Origin of the sequence: Streptomyces sp. NPDC059788 (assembly GCF_042732265.1) — a bacterium.
GTDB lineage: Bacteria > Actinomycetota > Actinomycetes > Streptomycetales > Streptomycetaceae > Streptomyces.
This window is the reverse complement of the sequence record NZ_JBHWHY010000073.1, coordinates 14,362-36,549: the sequence shown is the minus strand read 5'-3', so window position 1 is coordinate 36,549 and position 22,188 is coordinate 14,362. Positions and strand designations below refer to the sequence as shown.

Below are 22,188 nucleotides of genomic sequence, written 5' to 3'. Positions count from 1 at the left end.
CCTCCGTCTTGCACCCGCCCCGCATGGTCCCTCTCCGCCTCGCACCGCCCCGCGTGGTCCCTCCGCCTCGCACCGCCCCGCGTGGTCCCTCCGCCCCGCACCCGCCCCGCGTGGTCCCTCCGCCTCGCACCGCCCCGCATGGTCCCTCCGCCCCGCGCCGCCCCGTGCGACCCCACCGCCTCGTGCGGACCCCTCCGCCCCGCGCACCCCCTCCACCACCTCCACCCCGCGCACCTCCTCCACCCCCTCCGCCCCGCGCCCCTACGGGGCGAATCGAACGCGCGCATCCCCCCAGCCAGGGGTTACCCGGAAGGGGGTGGCGGGAAGCGTGGGGGGCCGGGGTGGGGAGTGGGGTTTTGGGGGGTGGGCGGTAAAGGGCGTCCATAATGATCGGCTCGTTGTCAGAGGTGGCCGGTAGGCTCGTAAGCACGATGACCGAGGACATGTCCCCTGCTGAGCGCTACGCCGCCGCCAAGTTGCGGGCGGCGGAGCAGGCCACCGCACTCGCACCTTTCCGTGAGATGTACGACTTCGCGCTGGACCCGTTCCAGATCGAGGCGTGCCAGGCCCTGGAGGCCGGAAAGGGAGTGCTGGTCGCGGCCCCGACCGGATCCGGCAAGACGATCGTGGGCGAGTTCGCCGTCCACCTGGCCCTGGAGCAGGGCCGTAAATGCTTCTACACGACGCCGATCAAGGCGCTGTCCAACCAGAAGTACCAGGACCTGGTGCGGCGCTACGGCGCGGACCGCGTCGGCCTGCTGACCGGTGACAACAGCGTCAACTCCGAGGCGCCGGTGGTCGTGATGACCACCGAGGTGCTGCGGAACATGCTGTACGCGGGCTCGCAGTCGCTGACCGGGCTCGGGTACGTGGTCATGGACGAGGTGCACTACCTGTCCGACCGCTTCCGGGGCGCCGTCTGGGAAGAGGTGATCATTCACCTGCCCGAGTCCGTCACCCTGGTCTCGCTGTCCGCGACGGTCTCCAACGCGGAGGAGTTCGGCGCCTGGCTGGACACGGTCCGCGGCGACACGGAAGTGATCGTCTCCGAGCACCGCCCGGTGCCGCTGTGGCAGCACGTGCTCGCCGGCCGCCGGATGTACGACCTCTTCGAGGAGCGCGAGGGCCGGGCCGGCGCGGGCCGCCGTGAGGTCAACCCGGACCTGGAGCGGCTGGCCCGCATGGAGAACAGCCGCCCGACGTTCGGCCGGGACAAGCGCCGCGGCCGCAACCAGCGGGAGGCGGACCGCGAGCGCGAGCGGCGCCAGCGCAGCCGGATCTGGACGCCCGGCCGCGCCGAGGTGATCGACCGGCTGGACAACGAGGGCCTGCTGCCCGCGATCACGTTCATCTTCAGCCGGGCCGGCTGCGAGTCGGCCGTGCAGCAGTGCCTGTACTCCGGGCTGCGTCTGAACGACCAGGAGGGGCGGGCGAAGGTCCGCGCCATCGTCGAGGAGCGTACGGCCGGCATCCCCGACGAGGACCTGCACGTCCTCGGCTACTACGAATGGCTGGAGGGCCTGGAGCGGGGCATCGCCGCGCACCACGCCGGCATGCTGCCGACGTTCAAGGAGGTCGTCGAGGAGCTGTTCCTCAAGGGCCTGGTCAAGGCGGTCTTCGCGACGGAGACGCTGGCGCTCGGCATCAACATGCCCGCGCGTTCGGTCGTGCTGGAAAAGCTGGTGAAGTGGAACGGCGAGCAGCACGCCGACATCACCCCCGGCGAGTACACGCAGCTCACCGGCCGTGCCGGGCGCCGCGGTATCGATGTCGAGGGCCATGCGGTGGTGCTGTGGCAGCGCGGTATGGACCCGGGCGCCCTGGCGGGCCTGGCCGGTACGCGTACGTATCCGCTGCGCTCCTCCTTCAAGCCGTCGTACAACATGGCGGTCAACCTGGTCTCGCAGTTCGGGCGGCACCGCTCGCGGGAGCTGCTGGAGATGTCCTTCGCGCAGTTCCAGGCGGACAAGTCGGTCGTCGGGATCTCGCGGCAGGTGCAGAAGAACGAGGAGGGCCTGGACGGCTACAAGCAGTCCATGACCTGCCACCTCGGCGACTTCGAGGAGTATTCGAGGCTGCGCCGCGAGCTGAAGGACCGGGAGACGGAGCTGGCCAAGCAGGGTGCGGCGCAGCGCCGGGCCGCGGCCGCCACGGCGCTGGAGAAGCTCCGGCCGGGCGACGTGATCCACGTGCCGACCGGCAAGTACGCGGGGCTGGCGCTGGTGCTGGACCCGGGGATGCCGTCGGGCCGGACCAACGGCCACCGCGGCTACGACGCGCACGACGGGCCCCGCCCGCTGGTGCTGACCGCCGAGCGGCAGGTCAAGCGGCTGGCGTCGATGGACTTCCCGGTGCCGGTGGCGGCGCTGGACCGGATGCGCATCCCGAAGTCGTTCAACGCGCGCAGCCCGCAGTCGCGCCGCGACCTGGCGTCCGCGCTGCGTACGAAGGCCGGGCACATCGCCCCGGAGCGGCACCGCAAGCAGCGGGCGGCGGCGGCCGACGACCGGGAGATCGCCCGGCTGCGTACGGAGTTGCGCGCGCATCCCTGCCACGGCTGCGACGAGCGCGAGGACCACGCCCGCTGGGCCGAGCGGTACCACCGGCTGCTGCGCGACACCCGGCAGTTGGAGCGCCGTATCGAAGGCCGTACGAACACGATCGCGCGCACCTTCGACCGGATCTGCGGCCTGCTGACCGAACTCGACTATCTGGAAGGCGACACGGTCACGGACGAGGGCCGGCGCCTGGCGCGGCTCTACGGCGAACTGGACCTGCTGGCCAGCGAGTGCCTGCGGGCCGGCGTCTGGAACGGGCTGGGCCCCGCCGAACTGGCCGCCTGCGCCTCGGCGCTGGTCTACGAGGCGCGCCAGGCGGACGACGCGGTGGCGCCGAAGCTGCCGTCGGGCAAGGCGCGGGACGCGCTCGCCGAGATGGTGCGGATCTGGGGCCGGCTGGACGCCCTGGAGGAGGACCACAAGATCAACCAGGCGGAGGGCGTCGGCCAGCGCGAGCCGGACCTCGGCTTCGCCTGGGCCGCGTACCGCTGGGCCTGCGGGTTCGGCCTGGACGAGGTGCTGCGCGAGGCGGAGATGCCCGCCGGTGACTTCGTGCGCTGGTGCAAGCAGCTGATCGACATCCTGGGCCAGATCGCGGCCGCGGCACCGCCGGAGGTCTCGCGCAACGCGCGGAAGGCCGTGGACGCGGTGCTGCGGGGCGTGGTGGCTTACTCGTCGGTGGGGTGAGACGGGCAGCAAGCTCTGGCCCGGGAGCCGGGGGGCGCGCAAGGCCGTGCGGCACGGGCCGAGCGCGTCCGCCCGCACCGCGCCGCGTCCGCACTCGCACCCGGGACGTGTCCGCCCGCACCGGGGACGCGTCCACTCTCCCGCCCAGGACGTGTCCGCCCGCTGGCGCCTCGCCGCGCCCGTCTCGTACGGCGTGTCGTCCGCTGTCTGCGCGCCCGTCCGACACGCCGTACGTATCCCGGGGTTCCGCAGCGCCGGCGCGGCGAAGCGCTGCCGGGGGCGCGGACGTCCGGCAGGCACGTGATGCCCGCGGCCTCGTCCCGCCCTGGGAAACCCAGGCTGCGCGGGCCGGGGAGCGCCACACCGCGAGGAGACGCGCCGACACGGCAGTATCCGAAAGGTCCCGGCCACGCCTGCGCAAAAACGCGGGAGCCGTGAGCGCGGCGCGGTGGGGGAGAGCCGTCCGCTGCGCGCGGTGACAGCGTGTCGAGCCTGTCCGGCTGACGCGCCCCGGCGTGGCGGGCCCGCGTCAGCGGCGCGGGGCGCTCAGGCGGAGCGGACCGCTCGGCCGACGCGGAGCGTCCGGCCCGCGCGGACCGTCCGCCCCGGCCGAAGCATTCAGCACGGCCCCATCGCGGAGCACACCAACTTCTCGGCCAGCGCCCGCAGTTCATCTACCCACACCACCCGGTCGCCGAACCCCGGCAGCGGCACGTGCAAGTCCCGCGTCCAGCGCTCGGGGATCGCGTCGGCGCCGTACACCGCCCCGGCGAGGCCTCCGGTGACCGCCGCGACGGTGTCGGTGTCCCCGCCGAGGCCGATCGCGGCCCGCACCGCGTCCTCGTACGAGGAGGTGGTGCGCAGCGCCCAGACGGCCGACCCGAGGCAGGGCCACACCGTCCCGTTGAACTCGGTGGCCAGGTCCGGGTGCCAGTCGGGCGCGAGGACGGCGGCGTAACGCGCGTGGTGGCCGGGGAGGACGTGGGCGAGCGCGTCCGGCAGCGCGTCGAGCGGGTCGCCGCCGTCCAGGGCGGCGCGGATCAGCTCGTGGAACAGCGCCGTGCCTTCCCCGGCCGCCGGGTCCCCGTGCGTCAGCGCGGACAGCCGCCGCGCGGCCTCCATGGTCGCGGCGCGCCCCGCGGCGGCGAAGTACACCGCGGCGGGCGTGGCGCGCAGCAGCGAGCCGTTGCCCGCGGCGCGCCCGTTGACCTGGAAGTGCCGGGCGGCGGCCAGATCCCAGGGGGCGCCGCTGCCGAGCACGGCCGCGGCCCGCGGACCGATGTCCTTCGGCCCGGCCGCGGCCAGGCGCCGGAAGCGGTGGAAGACGCCGGGGAGGTCGAGTCCGCCGCGTTCCAGCAGCGATTCGGCGGTCAGCACCGCCAGCTGCGTGTCGGCGGTGGCTTCGCCGGGGTACCGGCCGCCGCCTGCGCACATCTCTCCCCGGCCGTCGGGGAGGCGTTCCGTGTACGCGCCGGGCGCGCCGAATTCGTAGGGCGCGCCGAGCGCGTCCCCGGCGGCCGAGCCGAGCACGGCACCGACCGCCCGCTGTACGCGTTCCACCCTGGTCCCCCTGGACGCGGCTCAGGAAGCGGTGGGCAGGGGCGACTCCTGCTCGGCCTCGACCTGCTGGTTCCACAGTTGCTTGGAGGCCTGCCAGCCGTCCTCGTCGTGCCCGTTGCGCCAGTAGCCGGAGATCGACAGGTCCTCGCGCGGCACCTCCCGCTCGACGCGCAGCAGTTTGCGCAGCTCCTTCACGAATCCGGCCTCGCCGTGCACGAACGCCTGGACCCGGCCCGCCGGGAAGTCCAGCGCGCGGACGGCCTCGACCAGCCGCTCGCCGACCGGCGCCGCGCCGCGGTGCAGCCAGGTGATCTCGGCGCCCGCCGGGGCTTGGAGCTTCTGCTCCTCCTCGGGGCCGGCGACCTCGATGAAGGCCCGCACGGGCACGTCCTCGGGCATCCGGGCCAGGGAGGCGGCGATGGCCGGCAGGGCGCTCTCGTCACCGGCGAGCAGATGCCAGTCGGCGTCGGCGTCGGGGGCGTACGCGCCGCCGGGGCCGAGGAGGAGCGCCTCGTCACCCGGACGGGCCTGCGCCGCCCACGGCCCCGCGAGGCCGGAGTCGCCGTGCACCACGAAGTCGACGGCCAGCTCCCGGGCGTCCGGGTCCCAGGCGCGCACCGTGTACGTACGCGTCTTGGGCCACTGGTGGCGCGGGAAGGCGGCGCGGATCTCGGCGATGTCCAGCGGCTGCGGGTAGGCCACGCCGGGAATCGGGAAGACCAGCTTGACGTAATGATCGGTGTACTCACCCGCCGAGAACTCCGCCAGGCCGTCACCGCCCAGCACCACCCGCACCATGTGCGGCGTGAGCTGCTCGGTGCGCAGCACCTGTGCGTGAATGAGCTTGGGCTTCTTGCGGGCCGGACGCTCTGCTGCCACGACGATCTCCCCTGCCACGGTCTTGTTAGGTATACCTAACCTAACAGTTCAAGGGCGTAGCGTCGCGAGAAGCCTCTGCAAAGAGCCGCCCAACCCCCACCGCTCGGCCAGGGCCTCCAGGCGTTCCGGGTCGGCCGGCTCGCCGGGCAGGGCTGCGTCGAAGTCCGGCAGCGACACGTCGGCGGCGACCCGTACGACCTCCGGCGCGACCTCGACATACGCGCGCGCCTCGGTCAGCCGCTTGCGCTGCGAGGGGGTCAGCCCGGACGCCGGGTCGTCGGCCGCGGCCATGATCCCCGCCAGGTCGCCGTACGTGGCCAGAAGTTTGGCGGCGGTCTTCTCGCCGATGCCCGGCACGCCCGGCAGGCCGTCGCTGGGGTCGCCGCGCAGCAGCGCCAGGTCCGCGTACCCCCGGCCGTCCACGCCGTACTTCTCGCGCAGCAGGGCCTCGTCGGTCATCTGGAGGGTGCCGACGCCCTTGAGCGGATACAGGACGCGGATGCCGCGCCCGTCGTCGGCCAGCTGGAACAGGTCCCGGTCGCCGGTGACGATGTCCACCGGCCCGGTGGCGCGGGCGGTGAGGGTGCCGATGATGTCGTCCGCCTCGTACCCCGCGGCGCCGACCCGGGCGATGCCGATCGCGTCGAGCACCTCCTCGATCACCGGGACCTGCGGGGACAGGGTGTCCGGAATCTCCTCCGCGTCCGGTTCCGGGGAGCCGGCCGGGGCCTTTGCGGCGACCCGGTGCGCCTTGTACGAGGGGATGAGGTCGACCCGCCACTGCGGGCGCCAGTCGAAGTCCATGCAGGCCACCAGGTCGTCCGGCTGGTGGTCCTGGGTGAGCCGGGCGATGAAGTCCAGCAGCCCGCGCACCGCGTTGACCGGGGTGCCGTCCGGGGCCCGGACCGATTCCGGTACGCCGAAGTAGGCCCGGAAGTACAGGGAGGCGGTGTCGAGGAGCATCAGGCGTCGGGTCACACCCCGAATGATGCCGTACCTCCGGCGCCGCGCCCCGGTGGCGTGCCCCGGAGCGGGCGCGGGGCGGGCGCGGGGCGGCTGTGCGGCGGCCGGCACGGGCGCGTTGTGAAGTGGGTCACTTATGTGTTTGTCACTTTTGAACGGGGGCAGGCGCGCCGCCGGAGCGGAGCCGGTGGATATTCAACATTTCCACCGGTTAATGGCGGGCCCGACCCGTACCGCGCCACGACCTGCCGACGGGGGAGGCGGGTCGTACACAGTCAATTCGAGAGGTGTATGTGGCCAGGCTGCAAGCCGAGCACGTGTACAAAGTGTTCGGGAGACGACCCGAGGACGCGGTACGACGGCTCGAAGACGGTGCGAGCCGTGAGGAGCTGCGGGCCGACGGCACGACCGCCGCGGTGATCGACGCGTCGTTCTCCGTGGACGAGGGCCAGATTTTCGTCGTCATGGGTCTGTCCGGATCGGGCAAGTCCACGCTGTTGCGGACCCTCAACGGGCTGCTGGAGCCGACCGCCGGCAGTGTCCGCTTCGACGGTCAGGACCTGACGTCGATCAGCGACAAGGAACTGCGCAAGGTCCGCTCCGAGAAGATCTCCATGGTCTTCCAGCACTTCGCGCTCTTCCCGCACCGCAGTGTGCTGGAGAACGCGGCGTACGGGCTGGAGGTGCAGGGCGTACCCCGTGCGGAGCGCGAGAAGCGCGCCACCGAGGCGCTGCACCTCGCGGGCCTGGAGGGCTGGGAGAAGTCCTGGCCCGACGAGCTGTCCGGCGGAATGCAGCAGCGGGTGGGCCTGGCCCGCGCGCTGGCCACCGACGCCGACCTGCTGCTGATGGACGAGTCCTTCAGCGCCCTGGACCCGCTGATCCGCCGCGACATGCAGGATCAGCTCCTGGAGCTCCAGAAGACGCTGAAGAAGACCATCGTCTTCATCACCCACGATCTGAACGAGGCCATGCGCCTCGGCGACCGGATCGCGGTGATGCGCGACGGCCGCATCGTGCAGATCGGCAGCGCCGAGGACATCCTCCTCACCCCGGCCAACGACTACGTCGCGTCCTTCATCCAGGACGTCGACCGCTCCCGCGTGCTGACCGCCGGGGCCATCATGGTCGACGTGGACCAGGTACTGGGGTCCACGTCGACGGACGGCGGGGAGATCCGTACGGCCGAGGACTTCCTCGCCGCCACGCCCGCCAAGGTCCACCTGGACACGCCGGTCGCGGAGCTGTTCGGCCCGTGCTCGGCCGGGGACGTGCCGGTCGCCGTGACCGGCACGGACGGCGAACTGGCCGGCGCGGTGCCGGTGCAGCGGCTGCTGGCCGTGCTCAGCGAGAACGGCCAGCCGGACGAGCCGGCGAAGCAGGACGCTCCGGCGAAGCAGGACGGGCAGGCCGAAAAGGCCGGGGCCCCCGCGGCCAAGGACGAGGACGCGGGCACGGCGGACGCCGGGTCCGCCGCGCGGCCCGACGGAAAACCCGCGGGCAAGACGGGCGGCAAGCCCGAGGGCAAGGTGACTGCCGGTGCCTAGGATCGATGTCGGCTCCTGGGCCAACACCTGCGTCGAATGGCTGCGCAACCACCTCACGTGGCTCTTCGACTTCGTCTCCGACGTCCTGACGGCCATGTACAACGGCATCGAGGCGGTCCTCTCCGCCCCGCAGCCGTTCCTGCTGATGGGCATCTTCGCGGTGCTCGCCTGGTGGCTGCGCGGTCTGCCGGCCGCGGTCGCCACCTTCGCGGGCTTCGCGCTGATCGACTCGATCGAGCAGTGGGACGCCACCATGCAGTCCCTGTCGCTGGTGCTCGTGGCCTGCATCATCACCATCGTCGTCGCGGTGCCGCTGGGCATCTGGGCGGCCCGCAACCGCGCCGTCGGCGGCGCCCTGCGCCCGGTCCTGGACCTGATGCAGACGATGCCCGCGATGGTCTACCTGATCCCCGGCATCCTCTTCTTCGGCATCGGCGTGATGCCCGGCATGGTGGCGACCATCATCTTCTCCATGCCGCCCGCCGTGCGCATGACCGAGCTGGGCATCCGCCAGGTCGACGGCGAACTGGTCGAGGCGGCCGAGGCGTTCGGTACGCACCCGCGCCGCACCCTCTTCCGGGTGCAGCTGCCGCTGGCGCTGCCCACGATCATGGCCGGTATCAACCAGGTCATCATGCTGGCGCTGTCCATGGTCGTCATCGCCGGCATGGTCGGCGCCGAGGGCCTGGGCTCCTCGGTCTACAACGCGGTCAGCTCCGTGAACGTCGCCCTCGGCTTCGAGGCCGGTCTCGCCGTCGTCATCCTCGCCATGTACCTGGACCGGATGACCGGCGCCCTCAACGAGCGGGTCTCGCCGCTGGGCCGCCGCGCGCTGGCCAAGGCGCAGGCCGCGCTGGGCGGCATGAAGTTCCTGTACTGGAAGCCCGGCACCTCCGTCGCGATGGTCGGCGTGGTCGTCCTCGCGCTGGTCGCGGGCGGTCTGAACGTCTTCGGCAAGGACGGCGCGAAGTCCGACGGCGGCGGCCGCCCGATCACCCTCGGGTACGTCAACTGGGACGAGGGCAAGGCCACCACGTACCTGTGGAAGGAGATCCTCGAACAGCGCGGCTTCAAGCCGAAGGCGCAGGCGCTGGAGGCCGGCGCGCTGTTCACCGGGCAGGCCCGCGGCGACATCGACGTGCAGACCAACGCCTGGCTGCCCACCACGCACGCCGAGTACTACAAGAAGTACAAGGACAAGCTGGAGGACCTCGGCGCCTGGTACGACAAGACCTCGCTGGAGATCGCGGTCCCGTCGTACATGAAGGACGTCAAGACCCTCGACGACCTCAAGGGCCGGGCCGGCGAGTTCGGCGGCAAGATCACCGGCATCGAGCCGGGCGCCGGCGAGATGAAGATCCTCAAGAACAAGGTCCTCAAGGACTACGGTCTGGAGGGCGAGTACAAGGTCGCCGAGTCCAGCACCGCCTCCATGCTCACCGAGCTGGACCGCGCGTACGCCGCGAAGAAGCCGATCGCCGTCACGCTGTGGTCGCCGCACTGGGCGTACGACAAGTACGGCCTGACCAAGCTCAAGGACACCAAGGGCTCCTTCGGCTCCGGTGACAGCCTGCACCTGCTCGGCCGCAAGGGCTTCGCCCAGGACGAGCCGCAGGTCGCCAAGTGGATGAAGAACTTCCACCTGGACGAGAAGCAGCTCACCAGCCTGGAGAACGACGTCAAGAGCGCCGGCGAGGGCCACGAGCAGGACGGCGTGCGCACCTGGCTGAAGAAGAACCCGGGCCTGGTCGACAAGTTCGCCCCGTCGGCGAACGTCTCGTACGCCAAGGGCAAGGACGCCGGCGCGACGCCGAACATCGGCTACCCGGCCTGGGACGAGGGCATCGCCACCACGTACCTGTGGAAGAACGTCCTGGAGAAGCGCGGCTACAAGCCCACCATCCGCAACCTGGACGTCGGCCCGATGTGGACCGGCCTGTCCAGCGGGCAGATCGACGTCGAGTTCGACGGCTGGCTGCCGGTCGCGCAGAAGCAGTACTGGGACCAGTACAAGGACGATCTCGTCGACATCGGTGCCTGGTACGACAAGACGTCGCTGGAGATCGCGGTGCCGTCCTACGTCAAGGGCGTCAAGACGCTGGACGACCTGCGCGAGCACCAGGACGAGTTCAAGGGCAAGATCATCGGCATCGAGCCGGGCACCGGCGAGATGAAGCGCCTGAAGAGCACCGTCGCGCCCGCGTACGGCCTCCAGGACTTCCAGGTCACCGAGGCCGGCACCAGCTCCATGCTGGCCGAGCTGGACCGCGCCTACGCCAAGAAGGAGCCGATCGCGGTCGTGCTCTGGTCGCCGCACTGGGCGTACAGCAAGTACGACCTGACCAAGCTCGCCGACCCCAAGCACACCTGGGGCGACAACAACCAGATCAAGTCGCTGGGCCACAAGAGCTTCCCGGAGAAGTTCCCGGAGTTCAACGGCTGGCTGAAGAACTGGAAGATGACCCCCGACGAGCTGGGCAGCCTGGAGAAGGACATCCAGGACGCCGGCAAGGGCCACGAGAACGACGGCGTCGAGAAGTGGATCGACGCCCACCCGGGCGTCGTGGACAAGATGGCGCCCGTGAAGTGAGGCGCTGAACGCACCCCACGAAGCCCCGCCTCCGGCCGTACGGCCGGAGGCGGGGCTTTTCGCGTCGGGCCGGGCTGTACGGCCGGGGGGTTTTGGCGTGGGGTCCGTCCCGCCCGCGTACGGTGGGGTGATGACGTCCGGTCACCGCAGCGCCCCGCGAGTGGTCTCTCTCGTGCCCTCGCTCACCGAGGCCGTGGCTGCCACCGCGCCCGAACTGCTTGTCGGTGCCACCGACTGGTGCAGCCATCCCGCCGAGCTGGACGTGACACGCGTCGGCGGCACCAAGAACCCGGACACCGCGCGCATCGCCGCCCTCGCGCCCGACCTCGTTCTCGCCAACGAGGAGGAGAACCGGGCGCCGGACCTCGGCGCGCTGCGGGCCGCCGGGCTGGACGTCCTGGTCACCGAGATCCGGGACCTGGACCAGGCCCTGCGTGAACTGGAACGGGTGCTGGTGCGCGGCTGCGGGCTGCGCCGGCCCGGCTGGCTGGACGACGCGGCGGATGCCTGGCGGGACCTGCGGGCCGGGGCGGCTGATGCGCGCGGGGCTGTGGTGCCGGTCTGGCGGCGGCCGTGGATGGTGCTGGGCCGGGACACCTTCGCGGGCGACCTGCTCGCCCGGCTGGGCGTGGTGAACCTGTACGCGGACCACACCGACCGGTATCCGCGCGTCCCGGTCGAGGAGCTGAACGCGCGCGGCGCCGACCTGGTGGTGCTGCCGGACGAGCCGTACCGCTTCACCGCGGACGACGGCCCCGAGGCGTTCCCGGGGCTGCCGTCCGCGCTGGTCAGCGGGCGCCATCTGACCTGGTACGGGCCGTCGCTGGCCCAGGCGCCCGCGGTGCTCAGGGCCGCGCTGGACGCGGCTCGCTGACCGGGGCCGGAACGGGAGCCGGAGCCGGGGCCAGGGCCAGGCCCGGGGCCGCCGGAGCGGGAGCGGCCGGAGCCGGGGTGGCCGGCGGCGGCGCGAGGAGCCGGCCGCGCGCCAGTCCCAGCGCCGTACGGACCCCGGCCACCAGCCAGGCCGTCACCAGGACCGCGAACAGCCCCACCGCGAGCCAGCCGAAGGCCGCCAGGCCCGTGTGCCGCGCCAGGCCCGCCGCGCCCGTCACACACGTACCGACCGGGAAGGTGAACCCCCACCAGGTCATCGAGAACGTCATCCCGGCCCGGAAGGCCCGTACGACCAGCGCCGTCGCCAGCGCCAGCCACAGCAGCGCGAAGCCCATGACCGGCACGCCGTACAGGAGCGCGAAGCCGCTCATCGCCCGCGCGTACCCGGCGCCGACCGCGCCCGGCGCGGCGTCGGCGAGGTTGTTGACCGCGGTCGTGGACTGGCCCAGCGGACCCAGGACGAGGAACAGCGTCGGAGTCAGCGCGAGCGGCAGCGGGCCGTGATGGATCAGCCGGGTCAGCACCAGCGGCAGCACCAGCAGCGTGGCCAGCAGCGACATCCCGAACATCGCGTAGCAGGCGAGCACCATCGCCTCCTGCCACTGCCCGGCGGGCAGCTGCGGCACCAGGCCGGGGCCGAGTGCGGCGGAGACCATCGGCGCGACCAGCGGCAGAATCCACACCGGTGAGGCGGTGCCGGCCTCGATCCGGTGCCGGGCCACCATCAGATACGGCACCACCGCGGCCGCCGCGAGCCCGGTCGCCGTACCGGCGCACCACAGCACGCCGTCCACCGCGACCGCGGCCCGCTCGCCCAGCACGTCGGAGCCCACGGCGAGCGTCCCGCCGCCGACCGCCAGCAGCGCCATCGCCAGACAGCCGTAGAACGGCGCCACCGCCGGGTCGAGGAGGTGGCGCCGGGCCTGGTCGCCGTGGCGGACCCAGTGGACGGTACGGGCGGCCAGCAGGACCAGCAGCAGGACGGCGGAGAGCGCCCAGACCGCGACGTAGGCGCCGCGCAGGCCCGGGGAGCGCAGCGGGAGGACCGCGCCGGCGTTGGCGACGATGGCGGTGCCCATGACGGCGGCGTACCAGTTGGGGCCGAGGTGACGCAGGGCCGGGGGTGTGCCGGCGGGGGAGCGGGCGGAGGTGCGGGGGCCGGTGCGCGCGGGGGACTGCGTCAGGGTTGCCATGATCCCAGGGTCGTGGCGCGCACCCCCGCCCACCAGGGACCTCGTGTCTATGGGGGCATAAGGTGGGGTTATGGCCGGTGTGAACGAAGAGCGACCCGAGGCGGGGCCCGTGACCCCCCTCTCCCACCGCGTACCGGACCTCGGCGCGCTGGAGCTGCTGCTCGCCGTCGCCCGGCTCGGCAGCCTCGGGCGGGCCGCGCGCGAGCGGGGCATCAGCCAGCCCGCCGCCAGCAGCCGCATCCGCTCCATGGAACAGCAGCTGGGCGTGGCCCTCGTCGAACGCTCGCCGCGCGGCTCGCGCCTGACGGACGCGGGGGCGCTGGTCACGGACTGGGCGCGGCGGGTGGTGGAGGCCGCCGAGGCGTTCGACGCGGGCGCGCAGGCGCTGCGGGGGCGCCGGGACTCACGGCTGCGGGTCGCCGCCAGCATGACCATCGCCGAATACCTGCTGCCCGGCTGGCTCATCGCGCTGCGCGCGCAGCGCCCGGACACCGCGGTCACCCTGCTGGCCGGGAACTCCGCCGCCGTCGCCGAGCGGCTCCTCGCGGGCGAGGCCGACCTCGGCTTCGTCGAGGGGCTGGACGTGCCCGCCGGGCTGGACGGCGCGGTCATCGGCCACGACCGGCTGGTGGTGGTCGCCGCGCCCGCCCACCCGTGGACCCGGCGCCGTACGGACCTGACGGCCGCCGAACTGGCCGCCACCCCGCTGATCCTGCGCGAACACGGCTCCGGCACCCGCCAGGTCCTGGACGCGGCACTGGCCGGACACGGCGGGCTCGCGGCGCCGCTGCTGGAACTGGCCTCCACGACGGCGGTCAAGGCCGCCGCGGTGAGCGGCGCCGGGCCGTCGGTGCTCAGCGAACTGGCCGTGGGGGAGGAGCTGGCGGCCCGGCGGCTGGTCGAGATCCCCGTACGCGGTACGCCCTTCGGCCGTGACCTGCGGGCCGTCTGGCCGTCCGGGCAACGTCCCGCGGGCCCGGCCCGCCACCTGCTGGGGCTGACCCGGGCCCTGCCGTGACCGGGTGGGCGCCCGGCCGTTTCAAGAGCCTCCCGCGGCCCGCACCAGGGCGTCCATCACCCGGGTGTCGTCCCCGGCCTCCGGGTGCCACTGCACGGACAGCACGAAGTGCTCCGCCTCCGGGAGTTCCAGGGCCTCGATCGTGCCGTCCGCCGCGTGGGCCGAGGGCCGCAGGCCGCGGCCGAGCCGGTCCACGGCCTGGTGGTGGTAGGTCGGTACGGACACCGACCCGGGCAGGATGCCGCCGAGCAGGGTGCCCGGCTCCGGCTTGACCTCGTGACGGTCGAAGACTCCGGGCGGGCCCGCGTGGCCGTCGAGGTGCTGGACGAGGGTGCCGCCGAGGGCGACGTTCAGCAGCTGCATTCCCCGGCAGATGCCGAGCAGCGGCACCCGCGCGTCCAGTGCCGCCGCGATCAGGGCCAGTTCCCAGGCGTCCCGCTCGCGGGCCGGGGGGCCGGTGCGGGGGTCGGCGTCGGCTCCGTAGCGTACGGGTTCGACGTCCGGGCCGCCGGCGATCACCAGGCCGTCCAGCCGGGCGACGGCCGCGGCCGCGGTGCCGGGGTCGCCGGGCGGCAGCAGTGCGGCGAGGCCGCCGGAGCGCTGCACGAGACGGTGGTAGCCGGCCGGGAGCAGCGCGGCGGGCAGGGCCCAGACGCCCCAACGGGCGTCTTCGGCGAGGTAGGTGGTGACGCCGATCAGTGGCGGGGACGTGGGCATGGGGCCTCCAGGGGCGAGGGGAGTCGGGCGCGCGCGGTGGTCAGCCGCGTTCCAGTTCGGCCTCGGCCGCCGCGAGCGCCGCGAACTCCTCCTCGGGAGCCGCCGCGACCAGCCGGTGCCGGGAGTAGAAGGCGAAGTACGCGAGGGCCACGGCGTAGACGCCGAGAGCCATGAAGGCGGCCTGTTTGTCGACGAGGAAGGTCGCCACCAGCGCGGCGCAGGCCAGGACGAAGGCGGTGGACGAGGTGAGGATGCCGCCGGGCGTGCGGTACGGGCGGGGCAGCCGCGGCTCGCGGCGGCGCAGCACGATGTGCGAGAGCGACATCAGGGCGTAGGAGATGGTCGCGCCGAACACGGCGATGTTGAGCATGCGGGCGCCGTCGCCGGTCGCGGCCGCCAGCGCGAAGCCCAGCGCGCCGGGCACCAGCAGCGCCAGGTACGGGGCCTTGCGGCGGCTGGTGAGGGACAGGAAGCGGGGCAGGTAGCCGGCCCGGGAGAGTGCGAAGAGCTGCCGCGACCCGGCGAAGATCAGGGAGAAGAAGGAGGCCACCAGGCCCGCCAGGCCCGCGTAGTTGACGATGCGGGAGACGGTGGTGGGCTCACCGTGCGGCTGGAGCGCCTGCACCAGGGGGTCGCCCACCGACTGGATGGCGGCGGAGCCCCGGGCGCCGGTCGCGGCGACGAAGGTGACCAGCGCGAGCAGCAGCAGGATGCCCATCGCGGCGGCCATCGCCTTCGGCAGCGTACGGGCCGGGTCCCTGGTCTCCTCGGCGGCCAGCGGCACGCCTTCGACGCCGAGGAAGAACCACATGCCGAACGGGAACGCGGCCCAGATGCCGAGGACGCCGAACGGCAGCCAGGAACTGGAGCCGAAGGCGCCCGCGTCGACGGGTATGTCGTCCAGGGCGCTGACGTGGAAGTCGCTGAGCGCGCCGACGGCGAAGACGACGACCGCCGCGACCGCGACGGCGGTGACGGCCAGGCTGAAGCGCAGCGCCTCGCCCACGCCCCACAGGTGGATGCCGATGAAGACCACGAAGCAGGCCAGGTGGACCGGCCAGCTGGAGGTCAGTCCGAACAGGCCGAGGGATTCGACGTAGTCGCCGATGAAGATGGAGATCGCGGCGGGCGCGAGCACGTACTCGATGAGGATGGCCGTGCCGGTCAGGAAGCCGCCCCAGGTGCCCAGCGCGCGCCGCGCGAAGCCGTAGCCGCCGCCCGCCGTCGGCAGGACCGAGGCCAGTTCGGCCAGCGCGAAGACCAGGCAGGTGTACATCAGGCCCATCAGGACCGCGGCGATGGCCAGGCCGCCGAAGCCGCCCTGGGCCAGGCCGTTGTTCCAGCCGGAGAAGTCGCCGGAGACGACGTAGGCGACGCCCAGGCCGGTGAGCAGGAGCGGGCCCGCGCTGCCGCGGCGCAGCGTGCGCTTTTGCAGGTAGGCGTCCTGCGGTGCGGGCGGGCCGGCCGCGGTGGCGGGGGGCGGTGCGGTACGGGGGTCCGTGCTGTCGGCCATGAGCCGCTCCTGCCTCGCCGGGGGGGGTGAGTGAGGGGGAAGTGCAGTAATGGTTTAGGCGCATACCTTTGCTCTGTGATGCGCCGAGCGCAAGCCCTCTGCGTAAAAGACTGGTGACGGGGGCGCAATCGTCAAGAAGCCCGTCGCGGCGTCGGCTGCTCCGCGGTGCGGCCGGGTGCAAGCCCCCTGTGCGGCAGACCGGTCACGGCAGCGGGCCCGTCAAGAACCCCCGCAGCAGCGCCGCCGTGCCCGCGCAGTGTTCGCGCATCACCTCCCGCGCGCCGTCCGCGTCGCCCTCCAGCACCGCCTCGACCAGCGCGGTGTGCTGCGCCTGCGAGTGTTCGAGGTTGCGCACCAGCAGCGGGATGCAGTCCAGCAGTTCGTTCACGCCCGCCCGCACCGCGGCGTACTGCGCCGCCAGCGACGGCGAACCGGCCAGCTCGGCCAGCGTCAGGTGCAGCATCGTGTCCCGCCGCCGGTAGTCCGCCAGCGGCGCGTCGTGGGTGGCCGCCAACGCGTCCCGCAGCCGCCGCTCCCGCGCCTCGTCCAGGCCGTGCGCGGCACACAGCCCCGCCGCGCCCACCTCCAGCACCTCACGGAACCGCAGGGTGTCCTCGACGTCGATCCGCTCGATACGGCGGCGCAGCTCGTCCTCGCCCGCGGTCTGCCGGCGCGGCCGTACGAATGTGCCGCCGTACCGGCCGCGCCGGCTCTCCACCAGACCCTCGTCCTGGAGCACCTTGAGCACCTCGCGCAGCGTCACCCGGCTGATGTGCAACCGCTCCGCCAGCTCCCGCTCGGCGGGCAGGCGTTCGCCGCCCGGAACCAGGCCCAGCCGGACGATCTGGAGTATCTGCTCCAGCGCCTCCTCGAAGCCGTTGCCCGCCCGCACCGGCCGCAGTACGGGCGCCAGCCGGTCCGCCGGGCGCCCGCCCGGACCGCCTGCCGTGCCGTCCGCCGCGCCGTCTCTCGCACCGTCCACCGGAACCCCTTCCCAACCAATGGTTCGCGGGCCTACCTTATGACCTCCGGATGCAGCGACAGGAGGCACCACCGTGGCAGACCGCACGCCCCCGCTCTCCGTCGACGAGCTGAGACGGCTCGTCGACGCCGGGGAGATCGATACTGTCGTCCTGGCCTTCACCGACATGCAAGGCAGGCTCACCGGCAAGCGGTTCGCCGCCCGGCACTTCCTCGACGAGGTGCTGGAGCACGGCACCGAGGGCTGCAACTACCTCCTGGCCGTGGACGTGGACGTCAACACCGTCCAGGGCTACGCGATGTCCTCCTGGGAGCACGGCTACGGCGACTTCGCCATGCACGGCGACGCCGCCACCCTGCGCCGCACCCCGTGGAACCCCGGCACCGCCCTGCTCACCGCCGACCTCGCCTGGCACGACGGCTCGCCGGTCGCCGCCTCCCCGCGGCAGATCCTGCGCCGCCAGCTCGACCGGCTCGCCGAGCGCGGCTGGAGCGCCTACGCGGGTACCGAGCTGGAGTTCATCGTCTTCCGGGACACCTACGAGGACGCCTGGAACCGCGGCTACCGCGGCATGACCCCCGCCAACCAGTACAACACCGACTACTCCGTCCTCGGCACCGGCCGTGTCGAGCCGCTGCTGCGCCGCATCCGCAACGAGATGGGCGCCGCCGGAATGACCGTGGAGTCCGCCAAGGGCGAGTGCAACCTCGGCCAGCACGAGATCGCCTTCCGCTACGACGAGGCGCTGACCACCTGCGACCAGCACTCCGTCTACAAGACCGGCGCCAAGGAGATCGCCGCCCAGGAGGGCATGGCGCTGACCTTCATGGCCAAGTACGACGAGCGCGAGGGCAACAGCTGCCACATCCACCTCTCGCTGCGCGACGAGGCCGGGCAGCCGGTGATGGCCGACGGCTCCGGCCCGTACGGCATGTCGGCGGTCATGCGGCACTTCCTGGCCGGGCAGCTCGCCGCGCTGCGCGACTTCACGCTCTTCTACGCGCCCAACATCAACTCCTACAAGCGCTTCCGGCCCGGCTCGTTCGCGCCCACCGCCGTCGCCTGGGGCCCGGACAACCGCACCTGCGCGCTGCGCGTCATCGGCCACGGCCCCGGACACCGCCTGGAGAACCGGCTGCCCGGCGGCGACGTCAACCCGTACCTCGCGGTCGCCGCCATGGTCGCCGCGGGCCTGTACGGCATCGAACACGAACTGGAACTCCCCGAGGCGTGCACCGGCAACGCCTACACCGGCGACGCCGCCCACGTACCCGCCACCCTGCGCGAGGCCGCCGCCCTGTGGGAGGCCAGCCCCATCGCGCGCGAGGCGTTCGGCGACGCGGTCGTCGAGCACTACCTCCACATGGCCCGCGTCGAACAGGACGCGTACGACGCCGCCGTCACGGACTGGGAGCGCTTCCGCTCCTTCGAGCGCATGTAAGGAAGACAGCGACGTGTTGCAAGAGCTGCGCATCATCAACCCGGCTACCGAGGAACTGGAAGCCGTCGTCCCCGTCACCACCCCCGCCGAGGTGGACGCCGCGGTCCGCCGGGCCGCCGAGGCGCAGCGGAAGTGGGCCGCGCTGCCGCCCGGCGACCGGGCCCGCCTCCTGCGGCGGTTCGCCCGGGTCGTCGAGGAGAACACCGAGCCGCTGGCCCGGCTGGAGCTGACCGAGGCCGGGCACCCCCTGGGCAACGCCCGCTGGGAGGCGAACAACGTCGTCGACCTGCTGGACTACGCCGCCGGGGGAGTGGAGCGCCTGACCGGCACCCAGATCCCCGTCGCCGGGGGCCTGAACATCACCGTCCAGGAGCCGCTGGGCGTCGTCGCGGTCATCGCGCCCTGGAACTTCCCGATGCCGATCGCCGCCTGGGGCACCGCCCCCGCGCTCGCGGCCGGGAACGCCGTCCTCCTCAAGCCCGCCGAGACCACCCCGCTCACCGCGCTCCGGCTCGCCGAGTACGCGCTGGCGGCGGGCCTGCCCGAGGGCCTGTTCCAGGTCCTGCCGGGCGAGGGCACGGTGACCGGCAACGCCCTGGTCGAACACCCCGGCGTCGCCAAGGTCGTCTTCACCGGCTCCACCACCACCGGCCGCCACATCGCCGCCGAGTGCGCCGCGCAGACCAAGCGGCTCACCCTCGAACTCGGCGGCAAGAGCCCCAACATCGTCTTCGCCGACGCCGACATCGAGCGGGCGGCGGCCGCGGCCCCCGGCTCCTTCCTCGACAACACCGGCCAGGACTGCTGCGCCCGCAGCCGCATCCTGGTCCAGCGCTCGGTCTACGACCGCTTCATGGAGCTGCTGGAGCCCGCCGTGAAGGCCTTCGCCGCGGGCGACCCTGCCGACCCCGCCACGCAGATGGGCCCGCTGATCTCCGCCGCCCAGCGGGAGCGCGTACGGTCCTACGTCTCCGAGGACGCGCCCGCCGCCATCCGCGGCGAGGTGCCCAAGGGCAAGGGCTTCTGGTACCCGGCCACCGTCCTGGAGGGCCGGCCGGACGACCGCACCGCCGTCGAGGAGATCTTCGGGCCGGTCGCCGTCGCCATCCCCTTCGAGGACGAGGCCGACGCGATCCGCCTCGCCAACGCCACCGACTACGGCCTGTCCGGCTCCATCTGGACCCGCGACGTGGGCCGCGCGCTGCGCGTGTCCGGCGCGGTCGCCGCAGGCAACCTCTCCGTCAACTCGCACAGCAGCGTCCGCTACTGGACCCCGTTCGGCGGCTACAAGCAGTCCGGCCTCGGCCGGGAGCTGGGCCCCGGCGCGCTCGCCGCCTTCACCGAGACCAAGAACATCTTCATCAGCAGCGAGGAGAGCTAAGTGACCGACCAGACCGCCGCGGCCACCGAAGGCAGCGAGACCCCCGTGTGCCGCCGCCTCGTCGGCCGCACCGCCGTCATCACCGGCGCCGGCAGCGGCATCGGCCTGGCCACCGCCCGCCGCCTGGCCTCCGAGGGCGCGAACGTGGTCTGCGCCGACATCGACGAGAAGGCGGGCAAGGCCGCCGCCGAGGAGGTCGGCGGCACCTTCGTCCAGGTGGACGTGACCGACTCCGACCAGGTCGAGGCGCTGTTCAAGGCCGCGTACGACACCTACGGCTCGGTCGACGTGGCGTTCAACAACGCCGGTATCTCGCCCGCCGACGACGACTCGATCCTCACGACCGGGCTGGACGCTTGGAAGCGCGTCCAGGAGGTCAACCTCACCTCTGTCTACCTGTGCTGCAAGCACGCGCTGCCGTACATGCAGCGCCAGGGCCGGGGCTCCATCATCAACACCGCGTCCTTCGTGGCCGTGATGGGCGCCGCCACCTCGCAGATCAGCTACACCGCCTCCAAGGGCGGCGTGCTGTCGATGTCCCGCGAACTGGGCGTGCAGTTCGCCCGCGAGGGCATCCGGGTGAACGCGCTGTGCCCCGGGCCGGTGAACACGCCGCTGCTCAAGGAGCTGTTCGCCAAGGATCCGGAGCGGGCCGCGCGCCGCCTGGTGCACGTGCCCGTAGGCCGGTTCGCCGAGCCCGAGGAGATCGCCGCCGCGGTCGCCTTCCTCGCCAGCGACGACGCGTCCTTCGTGAACGCCGCGGAGTTCCTGGTGGACGGCGGAATCGCAGGGGCGTACGTCACACCCGTGTAGGCCACAGCCTTCTTCACGGATACAGTCCGAAGATCACCAACGGGACCGGTGCCCCGGCGCGCCGGTCCCCGAGGCCACCTGCCCGCAGGAACGTCAGAGCCGACCTTCCGCCCCCAGCACCGGAGAACCATGCGCACCAGAAACGCCCTCGCCCTGGGGCTCGCCGCCGCCGCGACCGTCTCGGCCCTCGCGGCCACCGGCCCCGCCGTCGCCGCGTCCCCCGCGCACCCCGCGAAGGCCCCGGAGCGTACGAGCTGCCCGCAGCTCTCCAAGAAGATCAAGTGGTACGGCGACAACCGCGCGAAGATCCAGCGGATGATCGACGAGCGCGGCGTCTGCTCCCACCCGGAGCCGGGCCCCGAGGGCCGCCCCGTCGCCGCCTTCGACTGGGACAACACCGTCGTCAAGAACGACATCACCGACGCCACGCTCGCCTGGTCCCTGAAGCACGACAAGATCCTGCGCCCCAAGAGCTGGCAGGCCACCAGCCCCTGGATGACCACGGCCGCCGACCGCGCCCTGACCAAGGCGTGCGGCACCTCCGTACCGGCCGGCCGCCCGCTGCGCACCTCCAGGAACGCCGCCTGCGCCGACGAGATCATGGAGATCCGCGGCAAGGCCCGCACCATGGACGGCAAGGCCGCCTTCGCGGGCGAGTGGAACCACCGCCGCACCAAGCCCGAGTACGCCTGGGTCCCGCAGCTGTTCGCCGGACTGACCCCGGCCCAGCTCACCTCGTACACCCGGCAGGCCCGCGCCGAGGCCCTCGCCGCGCCCATCGGCGCGAAGCAGACCGTCGGCACCCACGAGCTGGCCGGTTACATCCGCTACTACGACCAGCAGAAGGACCTGATCCGCACCCTCAAGGCGGCCGGGTTCGAGGTCTACATCGTCTCCGCGTCCTCGGAGACCGTCGCCGAGGCCTGGTCCGGCGGCGTCGGCGTCGACCGCGCGCACACCATCGGCGTCCGCAGCCTGATGAAGAACGGCCGGTTCACCACCGGCATCCGCGGCTGCGGCGACGTCAAGGACGGCCACGGCGAGGTCCTGCCGTACATGGACGGCAAGCGCTGCCTGATCAACCAGGAGATCTTCAAGATCAAGGGCGCCGAGGCGTGGCGGTTCCAGGACCCCGCGCACCGCATCGCGCTCGGCGGCGGCGACGCCAACACCGACGTCACCTTCGTCAACGACGCCACCGGCGTGCACCTGGCCGTCAACCGCAACCAGCCGGAACTGATGTGCCGCGGCTACGACAACGCCGACGGCCGCTGGGTGGTCAACCCGATGTTCATCGAGCCGCTGCCCCGCAAGTCCGGTACGTACCCGTGTGCCACCACGGGCTACACCAACACCGACGGCGGCCTCGGCGCGGTCCGCCGCCCGGACGGCACCGTGGTCCCCGACCAGAAGGACCGCATCCACGCGTAACCCGGTGACAGGGCCGCGCTT

16 protein-coding genes are annotated in these 22,188 nt (G+C 72.7%); 9 read left to right on the top strand and 7 right to left on the bottom strand.

Annotated elements, in window-relative coordinates; translation table 11 throughout:
• Window positions 1-431 precede the first annotated feature (431 nt).
• The gene (locus ACFV57_RS39620; RefSeq protein WP_385243110.1) at window positions 432-3,245 is read left to right on the top strand and encodes a DEAD/DEAH box helicase; all 2,814 of its coding nucleotides are present in this window, start codon (window positions 432-434) and stop codon (window positions 3,243-3,245) included.
• 618 nt (window positions 3,246-3,863) lie between these two features.
• Here ACFV57_RS39620 and ACFV57_RS39615 read toward each other — a convergent pair.
• Genes ACFV57_RS39615 through ACFV57_RS39605 form a run of 3 tightly spaced genes read right to left on the bottom strand, consistent with a single transcriptional unit; the run spans window position 3,864 to window position 6,647 of the window.
• Window positions 3,864-4,805: an ADP-ribosylglycohydrolase family protein gene (locus ACFV57_RS39615; RefSeq protein WP_385243107.1), complete on the bottom strand. Its 942-nt coding sequence runs from the start codon at window positions 4,803-4,805 to the stop codon at window positions 3,864-3,866.
• Window positions 4,806-4,826: 21 nt separating this feature from the next.
• Window positions 4,827-5,684, bottom strand: coding sequence for a siderophore-interacting protein (locus ACFV57_RS39610; RefSeq protein ID WP_385243104.1), 858 nt, complete (start codon window positions 5,682-5,684; stop codon window positions 4,827-4,829).
• Between the two features lie 48 nt (window positions 5,685-5,732).
• A complete protein-coding gene (locus ACFV57_RS39605; RefSeq protein WP_385243117.1) occupies window positions 5,733-6,647 on the bottom strand; it encodes a 5'-3' exonuclease H3TH domain-containing protein in 915 nt (304 codons plus the stop codon).
• Between the two features lie 293 nt (window positions 6,648-6,940).
• On the opposite strand from ACFV57_RS39605, the gene ACFV57_RS39600 reads away from it, so the two are divergent.
• The 3 genes from ACFV57_RS39600 to ACFV57_RS39590 all read left to right on the top strand — a co-directional run bounded on the left by ACFV57_RS39600 (window position 6,941) and on the right by ACFV57_RS39590 (window position 11,658).
• Window positions 6,941-8,194, top strand: coding sequence for a glycine betaine/L-proline ABC transporter ATP-binding protein (locus tag ACFV57_RS39600; protein ID WP_385243101.1), 1,254 nt, complete (start codon window positions 6,941-6,943; stop codon window positions 8,192-8,194).
• A complete protein-coding gene (locus tag ACFV57_RS39595) occupies window positions 8,187-10,784 on the top strand; it encodes an ABC transporter permease/substrate binding protein (protein ID WP_385243098.1) in 2,598 nt (865 codons plus the stop codon). Before ACFV57_RS39600 ends, ACFV57_RS39595 begins: the two co-directional genes overlap by 8 nt.
• 130 nt (window positions 10,785-10,914) lie before the next feature.
• Window positions 10,915-11,658, top strand: a complete 744-nt coding sequence (locus tag ACFV57_RS39590; RefSeq protein WP_385243095.1) for a helical backbone metal receptor — start codon at window positions 10,915-10,917, stop codon at window positions 11,656-11,658.
• Here ACFV57_RS39590 and ACFV57_RS39585 read toward each other — a convergent pair.
• Window positions 11,630-12,871, bottom strand: coding sequence for a TDT family transporter (locus ACFV57_RS39585; RefSeq protein WP_385243093.1), 1,242 nt, complete (start codon window positions 12,869-12,871; stop codon window positions 11,630-11,632). The two genes, ACFV57_RS39590 and ACFV57_RS39585, sit on opposite strands and share 29 nt — an antisense overlap.
• A gap of 70 nt (window positions 12,872-12,941) precedes the next feature.
• Here ACFV57_RS39585 and ACFV57_RS39580 point away from each other — a divergent pair, with 70 nt between their 5' ends.
• On the top strand, window positions 12,942-13,889 hold the full coding sequence (locus ACFV57_RS39580; protein WP_385243090.1) for a LysR family transcriptional regulator: 948 nt from the start codon (window positions 12,942-12,944) through the stop codon (window positions 13,887-13,889).
• Between the two features lie 21 nt (window positions 13,890-13,910).
• Here ACFV57_RS39580 and ACFV57_RS39575 read toward each other — a convergent pair whose 3' ends face one another.
• From ACFV57_RS39575 to ACFV57_RS39565, 3 genes are all read right to left on the bottom strand, one after another.
• Window positions 13,911-14,606 (bottom strand): gamma-glutamyl-gamma-aminobutyrate hydrolase family protein, encoded by a 696-nt coding sequence (locus ACFV57_RS39575; RefSeq protein WP_385243087.1) that lies wholly within the window; start codon window positions 14,604-14,606, stop codon window positions 13,911-13,913.
• A 40-nt stretch (window positions 14,607-14,646) separates the two neighbouring features.
• Window positions 14,647-16,119, bottom strand: a complete 1,473-nt coding sequence (gene eat, locus ACFV57_RS39570) for an ethanolamine permease (RefSeq protein WP_385243084.1) — start codon at window positions 16,117-16,119, stop codon at window positions 14,647-14,649.
• A gap of 202 nt (window positions 16,120-16,321) precedes the next feature.
• Window positions 16,322-17,101, bottom strand: a complete 780-nt coding sequence (locus tag ACFV57_RS39565) for a FadR/GntR family transcriptional regulator (RefSeq protein ID WP_385243081.1) — start codon at window positions 17,099-17,101, stop codon at window positions 16,322-16,324.
• Between the two features lie 73 nt (window positions 17,102-17,174).
• Here ACFV57_RS39565 and ACFV57_RS39560 point away from each other — a divergent pair, with 73 nt between their 5' ends.
• The 4 genes from ACFV57_RS39560 (at window position 17,175) to ACFV57_RS39545 (ending at window position 22,167) form a co-directional block, all read left to right on the top strand.
• Window positions 17,175-18,542: a glutamine synthetase family protein gene (locus ACFV57_RS39560; protein WP_385243078.1), complete on the top strand. Its 1,368-nt coding sequence runs from the start codon at window positions 17,175-17,177 to the stop codon at window positions 18,540-18,542.
• 13 nt (window positions 18,543-18,555) lie between these two features.
• A complete protein-coding gene (locus ACFV57_RS39555) occupies window positions 18,556-19,923 on the top strand; it encodes an aldehyde dehydrogenase family protein (RefSeq protein ID WP_385243075.1) in 1,368 nt (455 codons plus the stop codon).
• Window positions 19,924-20,736 carry a 3-oxoacyl-ACP reductase gene (locus tag ACFV57_RS39550; RefSeq protein WP_385243072.1) on the top strand — a complete coding sequence of 271 codons (813 nt, stop codon included), beginning with the start codon at window positions 19,924-19,926 and terminating at the stop codon, window positions 20,734-20,736. It abuts the gene before it with no gap.
• Between the two features lie 129 nt (window positions 20,737-20,865).
• The gene (locus ACFV57_RS39545) at window positions 20,866-22,167 is read left to right on the top strand and encodes a haloacid dehalogenase-like hydrolase (protein ID WP_385243070.1); all 1,302 of its coding nucleotides are present in this window, start codon (window positions 20,866-20,868) and stop codon (window positions 22,165-22,167) included.
• Window positions 22,168-22,188: the final 21 nt, after the last annotated feature.